Below are 9,982 nucleotides of genomic sequence, written 5' to 3' on the forward strand. Positions count from 1 at the left end.
AATAAAATAACAAACATCAGATGGATATATTTGTTTTGATTATCATTGCGGTCACTTGTATTTTTAGTTATATGGGTTTCAACAATACGGTTTTATTTGAGAAATATAAATTCAATGTAGGTGCCATTGCAAACCGTAAAGAATACATAAGACTGATAAGTTCTGCATTTTTACACGCAGATTTTATGCATCTGTTTTTTAATATGCTTTCCCTGTACTTTTTTCAGGGTGTGGTGGTGCATTTCTTTGGACAAATAGGATTTCTGATTATCTATTTCGGATCAATGATCCTTGGGAACTTATTCAGTTTACAGATTTATCAGAAACAGCCTTGGTACTCTGCAATTGGAGCTTCAGGAGCCGTTTCGGGAATCATTTTTGCTTCCATAGCGATGGCCCCAAATGAAATCAGTGTAAACTTTTTACCGGGATGGTTATTTGGAACCCTGTATTTCGGATATTCTGTATACATGATGCTGAACCCTAAACAATGGGATAATCTGGGACATGCTGCCCACCTTGGTGGAGCCTTTTTCGGATTGGTGTATTCTATTGTATTACATCCGCAACTGGCTATGAGCAATATTTTATATCTTGGGGTGATGTCACTACCATTAATTTATCTGGGTTATCAGATTTTCGTCAGGAAACGAATAAGATAAAAAGACTATTTTTACTCTAAAATATCAAAACCAATGAACACATCAGAATTTAACAGTTTCATCGTGATACTTATCTATGGTTCATTGGTTTTGCTTTCTCTGCTCAATATAGCCAATCCTTTAAAAGTTAACAGAAAAGCCAATTTCTGGTTTGGAATTTTCCTCTTTCTGTGGTCCACCTTCTGGCTAGATGAGATTCTTTTTTTGATTACCGGTTCGCCCATTGAGTTCCATTCCTTATTTCCTGTCCGGATTGTACAGTATCTTACCCCTATCTTTTTTTATTTCAGTGTATTATTCCATACCAATCCTTCTTTCAGGTTTAAAATAACAGATTTAAAGTTTCTGGTATTACCGGCAGCATTTGTGATATGTCTTGTCCTGGTTAGAGTAGGTTATAGCAGTCCTTTTGAGTCTTTGAGTGTTATCCTTATTTTGGTTCAGGCATTATTTTATACCTTACTTTCTTACATCACCATCAGAAAACATCAGCGAAAGATTCAGCAGTTTTCTTCCAATACCGAAGGAATTAATCTGAACTGGTTGGAATATATTATTCTGGTGATTCTTGCCGTGAATATTATTTACGTAGTGTATAATCTGTTTTATGATCCAAAGTCATTAAATTTCTTTATCAACGCTGTATTCCTGTTGGTTATTTATTGTGTTGGATACTATTCCTTAAAGCAGAAAGAGATTTATCCATTGGAAGAAAAGCAGCGTGAAGAATTAATCTCTATTCAGGATGATTCTGATTCTGAAGAAGTAAAAAAGAAGCTTATTTCTGATGAAGAACTATTAAGAATTAAACTGAAGCTTGAAAAAAGTATGGAAAGCCAAAAACCTTATCTGGACAGTGAACTGAACCTTATTAAACTGGCAGAAATGCTTTCTGTTTCTACCCATCATTTATCTTACGTGATCAATACCGGTTTTCAAAAGAACTTTTTCCAATACGTGAATGAGTTCAGGGTTGAATATGCTAAGCAGCTTCTTAAAGATTCCAACAGTAAACTATCCATCCTGGGAATAGCTTATGAATCAGGTTTCAATTCCAAGACTTCATTCAATACTACTTTTAAAAAAGTGACCGGACAAACTCCTTCTGAGTTTAAAAAATAAGTTCAGGTTTATAAACTTTTACCTTTAAATATTTATTTTTCAATTGGTTATAATGTGTCTGTTTTTTTGTTGAAAATAGGTTCGGTCAGATAATCCGGAACATTTAAAGAACACTTTCACGATAGCTTTGTACCGTAAAATTTAATCTTATGGATACTAAAGAATCATATGCTGTAGTTACAGGAGCCAGCCAGGGACTGGGAAAAGCTTTTGCTGAAAAACTGGCTGAAAAAAGGATCAATCTTATTCTGGTAAGCCTTCCCAACCAAAGCTTAAAAGAACTTTCTCTTACACTTGAAGAAAAGTACCAGATAAAAGCGCATTGTTATGAAGTAGATCTTTCTGTCAACGAAAATGTACTGAAGCTTACAGAATGGCTTAATTCGTCTTTTAATATTCATATTTTAATCAATAATGCTGGGCTTGGGGGAACGAAGAAGTTTACAGAGGCAACCTCAGATTATATAAACACCATTCTGCAGGTTAATGTAACCGCAACCTCACTTATTACCCATCAATTACTTCCTAATCTTTTAAAACAGCCTAAAGCCTATATTCTAAATGTCTCAAGCATGGCTGCGTTCTCTCCGATAGGATTTAAAACGGTATATCCTGCCTCTAAAAGTTTTATTCATTCCTTTTCAAGAGGATTACATGAAGAATTAAAAGACACTAATGTTTTTGTAAGTGTAGTAAACCCCGGAGCCATGAAAACCAATGAGGATGTCTGTAAAAGAATTGAAAAACAGGGCTTCTGGGGCAGACTGACACTTTTAAACCCGGATAAAGTAGCAGCCCGGTGTATTCAGCAGTTATTTAAAAAAGATTCCGTAATTATGGTCAACCCAATAAGCTGGCTTGTCATGAAGATTCTTCCCATATGGATAAAGCTTCCTCTGATGACTCAAGCCATAAAAAGAGAGATTAAAGCATGAAAAAAGTTTTTGTAACCGGGGGAACGGGACTTCTGGGAACTAATGTTATCATTAAATTATTGCAAAATGGTTATTCTGTTACTGCTCTGGTGCGCCAGAAAAGCAAATATCTGGGTGAAGAAAATGAGAACCTGAAAATAGTTGAAGGCAGCCTGAACTCTGATCTTTCGTCATACCTTTCAAAAATTGACTGCATTATTCATATAGCAGCAGAAACGAGTCAGAATCTGATCCGTTATGAAGATTATGAAAAAGTAAATTATGATATCACAGCGAAGCTTTTTGCGCAGGCAGAGGCCTGTGGTGTAAGAAGATTCCTGTTTGTAAGTACTGCCAATACCCTTGGATATGGAAGTGAAGAACGGCCGGGAAATGAAAAAGAACTTCATAAATATCCTTTTACAGACTCTTTCTATGCCCAAAGTAAGCTGAATGCTGAAAATTATCTTTTAGAAAATCAACAGAGTACGGAAGTTGTTATTCTGAACCCCACGTTTATGATTGGTGCCTATGATACAAAACCAAGTTCCGGAAAACTGATTTTCTGGGCCTGGAGAAAGAAGCTTATTTTTTATCCAAAAGGAGGAAAAAATTTCATTCATGCAGAAGATGCTGCTAATGGAATATTGCATGCCATTGAAAAAGGAAGGGCAGGAGAAAAATATCTTTTAGCCAATGAAAACTTAAGCTACATTGATTTTTTTAAAAAAGTAAACCGGATTACCGGTCAAAACCCAGTCATGATAGCTATTCCCAACTGGATTTTAAGTTTCTTTGGATGGGTTGGTGATGGTTTAAGAAAATTAAAGATAAAGACCAATCTCTGTTCCTCTAATATGAAAGCACTTCATATTTATAATTATTATTCTAATCAGAAATCAGTAGAGGAGTTTGGGATTCAATACCAATCTACTGATAAAGCAATTGAAGATGCTGTTCAGTATTTTATTAATAAAAAACCAGCTTTTGAAAGCTGGTTTTATCAAACTATCTTGTTATCGTCTGAGTTACATTTCTGTTGGAAATAATGCAGGCTTTGCTGCAGTTATTTGTACTTGAAATATTAACCTGTACCAGTGCCGGTAATGATCTGTATTCTTCCTTATTATAAGGAGATTCAGTACCATTACTGCCACCGCCTTTAATATCATACTGAATTTGGGCAACTCCGGTAAATCCACTTGCAGGCCTGAAAGAAAGCGCTCCGGTAGTGGGTAAATAAGTCCAGGTTCCCTGGCTGTTGGTATAAACACCACCTGTTATATTCGGAATCACAGCTCCGTTGTTATCCAAAAACCGGAATGAATTAAAATCAAGGTTGTTATAAGAAAGTGTTGGCGGGTTTTGCCCTCCTGCTGAAGAATAAGCCGCATCATTAAGCAATGGATAATAGATTGACTTTATTCCCGGGCAACCGGCAAAGAGATCATCTGTTACTTCTGCAGCGTAAGGTCTTGTAACGCCTAAGTTTTTCAGTAAATGGATGTTTTTGGCAGCTCCTGTAGAAGCAGCAAAACCAATTCTGAAAGTAGAAGGAGCCGAAGTATCCAGAGTTCTTACCGTTGCGTTGGATATGGTAGTTTCGGTATATTTCAGAGAAGTTGGGTAATAATAATTATCAATCACCTTCTCCTTTACATTTCCGTGCTGTATTTCCAGGGTTATATTGTAACCGCCGGCAGGGTTGGGAACCAAAACAACATATGCTTTACGGAATCTTACATCATTTTCATTTTGAGGAATTGTAGTTCCTCCACTTTCAATACTGAATTGCTGAAGACTTGGGTTTTTAATACCAATATATTTTCCAGTGTTGGTATCCAGATAGGCAGATCTGTTGCTGCTGGAAGGGGAAGCGTTGGTTGCTATGCTGTAAAGCAACGGATAACCGTTATATCCCACAGGTTCAGAAGACGAGAGATATTGGTTTCCACGCTTACCTCTTAATGAAACATTGCTTCGTCCATCAGCTAGTCCTACTCCAAATATTCCGTTTCTGACTCTTTCACTCTGGTTAAAACTTGTTTTAAAGTTTCCAAACTCATCCAGACCAATTCCAAGGTAGGCTCCTCTCAGTCCTTCAGTAGATTCACGTCCCCGTACAAAAGTATAGCCTAATCCACCACCAAAATATCCCAGATTAAGCTGGTCTTTCGGGATAGATCCATCTACCAGGAATATAGAAATACCATCTCCTCCGTTAGTGTTTCCACCATAAATAGCAAATTCAAATTCAAACTTAATTCCCTGATCACTTTTGAATATCTTATCCGCCAGGATAACTCCGCCTGAAATATTATTGACACTTCGGGTCAGTCGTAATCCGTCTGTAGTAAAGGTGGCGTCATTCTGAACACCGCTTGTTGCTACTTTATAAGCTTCCTGAGGCTGTAATCCCTGTGTAAAGTTGACAAAATATGGATATCCGGTTCCCTGTTCATTCTGCGCATGAAGATTTTGAGCAAAAATGACCAGAGGAAAGGCAATCAGGAACCTTTTGTACCGCATAATTGATTTACTTTTTATCATAGTTCAATTATTTGACAACAAAAACAATATTGATAAAAGAACAGTCTGTAGCTGCTGCTTTTACATCATACCTCATTACACCATCATCAGAAATAGTAATATTACTGAATACATTAGGATCAGCATCAGTTACATAATAGTAAAGATCTCTGCTGGAAGGAAAGAAAGGAATAGAGGCAGGAGCACTGGTACTTTTAGCTTTTGGTGATCCGAATTGTGTTTTATATAAAGTATATAAATCCTTAGTTCTGCCAGTGGCAGTAGTAGAAGTATCAAAAGAAACACTTGGCATGTAAAACATTTTTACAGCGTTATTACTGATACATAACCAATCCGGGCTGGTTGGAGTTCCTATATTCTGGCTTAAACATTTCTTATCAGTATCATAAATAAGAAGTGAGTTGGCCGGATTGGAAATAGCATCTCTTTTTGCTGTAGTAAGTCTTGGTATCAGCATCCCTTTATTTTGACTGTAAATGTCAAGGGCTGCGCTGCCGTCTGGAGTAGGAGTGTTAATCCCTACTTGGCCATATGAAAACGAACTTACTAAAACGATCGGTAGAAATAATTTTTTAATCATGATGTTCTTAAATAATTTTTTATCTGGTTTTTTTTATGTTTTTTTAATGGTTATGTTTTTAATAAGGAAAAATCTTCAGGAGGCTTACTTCCATAAAGGAAATAAGTCTCTCTAACAGTTCATTGAAACAATGAATTGTTATGTTCAAAAAAATGACATAATAAGGCTTCTTACTTCAAAAGCCCATAACAGATATAACAATGATATTTCATAGAGAAAAATTCTATGTTAAATCTGAAAAAGTCGGAAAAATAGATTGAGTTAAGTGACCGTGTAAGCCCTTAAAAAAGTAAGATTCATATTCCCTCGTGTTTTTTGTAAATGTACGAATAAAACACTTATAGGCTTGCTTTTAAAAGATTAATTTTTATTTCACTCTTAATAGTTAATTTAATTATTATATTTAGTTTAAAATTTTATATAATTAATAAATTTTTGAGATTATTTTTAATGAGTGAATCTTTGTAATTTGTTAAAAAATCTTAAAAATGGACGGTGTTAACTTGTAGAAATTGAGAAAAATACTGGAAATTCCACAGATTTTTTATCTAAATAACTGAAAAATAGCCTAGTTTGAAAAATTAGTTAAAGCCTCTTCCAGCGTTTTTACAAAATTGACATGCCTGGTTTTATTACTTTCAAAGATAAAATCCTTCATGCTTTTGCTTTCATATTTACTGAAATCTCCAACAATAGCCAATGCAATACGGTAATTGGAAAACTTTTGCAGAATTTCTCCTGCAATTTTAGTTTTCAGATCAAAGAAATCGGGAGTAATATTCTTCTCATAGACAATTACTTTATCAAATCCCTGGTAATAAATATTTCCCATCAGATCCAATCCATCTTCTGCAGATTGAATGATGATTTGATCCGAAATTACTTCCGCAATTTTGATATTTCCAGTATTGTGTGGTTTGATGACCATGGTTTCTCTAATGTATGGTTATGTTTTATACGAGATAAAATTACTTATTTTCTCCCATAAATAAACCTGTCATTTTCAGATAAGTCTTTTAATAACTGTGCATTGGAGAAATACTGATACAGCTCAAGGGTTTCAGGTCCCAATTTTTGGTTGATTTCTAAAAATAAAAGACCATTACTCTTCAAATGTTCCTTAGAATCTTCTGCAATCTTTCTGTAAAAGATCAAAGCATCAGAAGTAGGAGAGAACAGGGCCATTGTAGGCTCAAACCCTTTTACAGAATGTTCAATCTCAATTTCTTCTTCCATGCCTATATAAGGCGGATTTGAGATGATAACATCGTATTCTTCAGTGAGCTGAGTATTCAGGTAATCTGCATGGATAAACTTCACATCAAGCTGATGATAGGCTGCGTTTCGTTTTGCTGTTTCTAATGCTTTTTCAGAGAAATCTATTGATGATACTTCAGCGTCAGGAAAATGTTTTTTCAGAACTAAAGGAATCACACCGCTTCCCGTACCAATATCAAGAATCTTTAGTCCCACACCATTATTTCCTATAGTCTGTATTTCCCGGATTGCTATCTCTAAAAGCTCTTCCGTTTCAGGACGCGGGATAAGAACATGTTCATCCACCAGAAATGTCATGCCATAAAATTCTGTTTCTCCAAGAATTTGCTGGTAAGGTCTTCCGGTTTTTAATTCAGAAATAAGATGTTGAAGCTTTTGCTCATCATCTGTAAGAAGCTCCTGTTCTGAAAATCTTCTCTGTTCAAATGAATCAAATCCCACAATTTTCTGAATAAATAATGAGACTAAAAAAGCACTTTCCGACTCAGTATAAAGATCGGAAAGTGTTTCTTTGAAATATTTTTTAAATGCTGATATTGTCATTTATCTTGTGAAAACCAGTTTTGTATCTGTAGATTTTTCTTCATCAATTCTATATCCTTCATAGTTGAAAGCTTTTACATCATCCAGCGTTTTAGCATTGGTTTCTGCACAGAATCTTACCACAAGGCCTCTTGCGTGTTTGGTATAGACTACGATTGTTTTCAGTTTACCTTCTTTTAATTCATAAAAATCAAAATCAATCACTTTATGATTCAGCTTTTTCCTGTCGATAACCTTTCCATATTCATTACTGGCTAAGTGAAGCAGGACTTCTCCCTTTTTCATTTCCGTATTCAGCTGTTCAGTAATCTTTTCTCTCCAGAATTCATACAGGTTTTTATACTGATCGAACTCAAAATGGCGACCCATTTCCAGTCTGTAAAGCATTACTTTATCAGATGGTTTAAGGAGACCATATAACCCGGACAGCATTCTGTAATTTTTTTGAAGATAATCTATCGCATTTTTGTCAAGTGTTTTAGCATCTAATCCTCTGTATACTTCCCCTGTAAATGCAAACATAGCAGCAGCAGATTCTTTGGCAGTAGGTTTTGATTTCCACTTTTGGTTTCTTTCCCAGTTTTCATCAGCCAGCTTAGGAGAGATTTCCATAAGCTCAGAAAGATATTTTGGGGACTTTTCTTTTAAATAAGTTTGTATAAAAGCTGCCTCTTCAATGAATTTAGGCGTAGTGGATTTCAACAGGTCCGTTGAATTTTCTACGTTCATTAATTTGGCAGGTGAGGTTACAATTTTCATAATGTTAAAATACAGATAAGTGTTTAATATCAATAAAGTTCATGATCATCATCGATACAAAATCAATCATAAAATGACAGATGATCAGAATTTTAATATTGGAATATAATTTATAAAATATAGCAAAAACGAGCCCAATGAAGAAAGGAATAATCACCTGTCCTACGGTTCCGTAAGTGCTGTGCAGAATTCCAAACAGAATAGCTGAAATTAATATACCCGCCACAGGACTGTTGTATATTTTTTCAACTCTGGGCTGAATGTATCCGCGCATCAATAGTTCTTCTACAGCACCAGCCGTTATGCATGTAAAAATAATTAAAAAATAATTGTTTTTAAAAATTGATGTAAGTTCAAAAAGCTTATCACTGGGCTTTTCCTGAATGAAATACATAAATACAGCATTGAGAATCACTCCTCCGATGGTGCAGATAAAATATAAAATCAGAATTGCTCTGATACAGAAACTTAATGAATACTTCTTTTCTTCCTTCAATAAAAACGGTTTCTTTTCAATAAAGAGACTATACAGAAATATAATGAGTAAAGCACTCCATATTGCAATCCTGCTTAGAAAGAATGTATAAGAAGTAATCGCTTTTATTCCTGTAACTATATTAATGACTGAAAAAGTATAAAGCATAAGCTCTATCAGTATCAGAAACGTGAGCAGAATCCCTATGGAATATTTTCCATTAAGACTGATATCCTTCAAATTTTAATTGCTTAAATTAAATCGTTCCTTTTCCCTGGCGGATAATTTCCGGCTCTCCTGAAGTAAGATCTACAATGGTAGAAGCTATATTATCTCCATATCCTGAATCGATTACAATATCTACCAGATGATCGTACTTTTCAGCAATCAGTTCAGGATCAGTAGAATATTCGATAATTTCATCATCATCTCTGATGGAAGTTGATGCAATAGGATGCCCCAGTTTTTCTACAATAAGCTGAGGAATCGGGTGATCCGGAACACGGATACCGATTGTTTTGTGACCTTTATAAGCTAAAGGCAAACTTTTGTTAGCCTCAAGAATAAATGTAAAAGGTCCCGGAAGGTGACTTTTCAGGAATCTGAAAACTGAAGTATCAATAGGTCTTGTAAAGTCGGAAAGATGGCTCAAATCATTACAGATTATTGAGAATTTTGACTTTTCAAGCTTTAATTTTTTCAGTTGAGCCAGCTTTTCCATGGCTTTTATATCAAAAATATTACAGCCAAGGGCATAAATTGTATCTGAGGGATAGATAATCAATCCGCCATTATTTAATGTTTTAATGACTTCATTCACAAGATTTTCCTGTGGATTGTCGGGATAAATTTTTAATATCTTTGCCATAAAACAAAGATACAAATAATAAAATAGTTTTCATAAAAGTCCTTTATTTAAAAGAAAAATTAGGATTTGTGAAAAATATTCGTACCTTTGCAATCCAATATCGCGGGATGGAGCAGTAGGTAGCTCGTCGGGCTCATAACCCGAAGGTCATCGGTTCGAGTCCGGTTCCCGCTACTAAGTTAAGTGCTTTCGGTAAGCACTCTAAAAATACACCGCGGGATGGAGCAGTAG

At 35.2% G+C, this 9,982-nt stretch carries 11 protein-coding genes and 1 tRNA gene; 5 read left to right on the forward strand and 7 right to left on the reverse strand.

The annotated features are described in order from the left end of the window. Positions 1-20: 20 nt before the first annotated feature. The 4 genes from BOQ64_RS18700 (at position 21) to BOQ64_RS18715 (ending at position 3,747) form a co-directional block, all read left to right on the forward strand. A complete protein-coding gene (locus tag BOQ64_RS18700) occupies positions 21-662 on the forward strand; it encodes a rhomboid family intramembrane serine protease (protein ID WP_129057249.1) in 642 nt (213 codons plus the stop codon). A gap of 33 nt (positions 663-695) precedes the next feature. Continuing rightward, positions 696-1,784 (forward strand): helix-turn-helix domain-containing protein, encoded by a 1,089-nt coding sequence (locus tag BOQ64_RS18705; protein WP_129057250.1) that lies wholly within the window; start codon positions 696-698, stop codon positions 1,782-1,784. Between the two features lie 149 nt (positions 1,785-1,933). Then, positions 1,934-2,719 (forward strand): SDR family NAD(P)-dependent oxidoreductase, encoded by a 786-nt coding sequence (locus BOQ64_RS18710; RefSeq protein ID WP_129057251.1) that lies wholly within the window; start codon positions 1,934-1,936, stop codon positions 2,717-2,719. After that, positions 2,716-3,747, forward strand: coding sequence for an NAD-dependent epimerase/dehydratase family protein (locus BOQ64_RS18715; RefSeq protein WP_129057252.1), 1,032 nt, complete (start codon positions 2,716-2,718; stop codon positions 3,745-3,747). The genes BOQ64_RS18710 and BOQ64_RS18715 overlap by 4 nt, the downstream gene beginning before the upstream one ends. Here the strand turns inward: BOQ64_RS18715 and BOQ64_RS18720 are convergent. The 7 genes from BOQ64_RS18720 to BOQ64_RS18750 form a co-directional block, all read right to left on the reverse strand. Continuing rightward, on the reverse strand, positions 3,707-5,248 hold the full coding sequence (locus BOQ64_RS18720) for a lectin-like domain-containing protein (protein ID WP_228448469.1): 1,542 nt from the start codon (positions 5,246-5,248) through the stop codon (positions 3,707-3,709). The two genes, BOQ64_RS18715 and BOQ64_RS18720, sit on opposite strands and share 41 nt — an antisense overlap. Before the next feature lie 7 nt (positions 5,249-5,255). Next, positions 5,256-5,828: a hypothetical protein gene (locus BOQ64_RS18725; RefSeq protein ID WP_129057253.1), complete on the reverse strand. Its 573-nt coding sequence runs from the start codon at positions 5,826-5,828 to the stop codon at positions 5,256-5,258. 568 nt (positions 5,829-6,396) lie between these two features. Next, the gene (locus BOQ64_RS18730) at positions 6,397-6,756 is read right to left on the reverse strand and encodes a DUF4180 domain-containing protein (protein ID WP_129057254.1); all 360 of its coding nucleotides are present in this window, start codon (positions 6,754-6,756) and stop codon (positions 6,397-6,399) included. 44 nt (positions 6,757-6,800) lie between these two features. After that, entirely contained in the window at positions 6,801-7,649 is an 849-nt protein-coding gene (prmC, locus tag BOQ64_RS18735) for a peptide chain release factor N(5)-glutamine methyltransferase (RefSeq protein WP_129057255.1), read from the reverse strand. Further along, positions 7,650-8,408, reverse strand: coding sequence for a peroxide stress protein YaaA (yaaA, locus tag BOQ64_RS18740; protein WP_129057256.1), 759 nt, complete (start codon positions 8,406-8,408; stop codon positions 7,650-7,652). 4 nt (positions 8,409-8,412) lie between these two features. Further along, the gene (locus BOQ64_RS18745; RefSeq protein ID WP_129057257.1) at positions 8,413-9,123 is read right to left on the reverse strand and encodes a CPBP family intramembrane glutamic endopeptidase; all 711 of its coding nucleotides are present in this window, start codon (positions 9,121-9,123) and stop codon (positions 8,413-8,415) included. Positions 9,124-9,139: 16 nt separating this feature from the next. Next, positions 9,140-9,751 (reverse strand): L-threonylcarbamoyladenylate synthase, encoded by a 612-nt coding sequence (locus BOQ64_RS18750; RefSeq protein WP_129057258.1) that lies wholly within the window; start codon positions 9,749-9,751, stop codon positions 9,140-9,142. A gap of 101 nt (positions 9,752-9,852) precedes the next feature. Here BOQ64_RS18750 and BOQ64_RS18755 point away from each other — a divergent pair. Then, a tRNA-Met gene (locus BOQ64_RS18755) sits at positions 9,853-9,925 on the forward strand. Positions 9,926-9,982 lie beyond the last annotated feature (57 nt).

This window comes from Chryseobacterium sp. CH25, from assembly GCF_004119455.1.
In the GTDB taxonomy this organism is placed as follows: Bacteria; Bacteroidota; Bacteroidia; order Flavobacteriales; family Weeksellaceae; genus Chryseobacterium.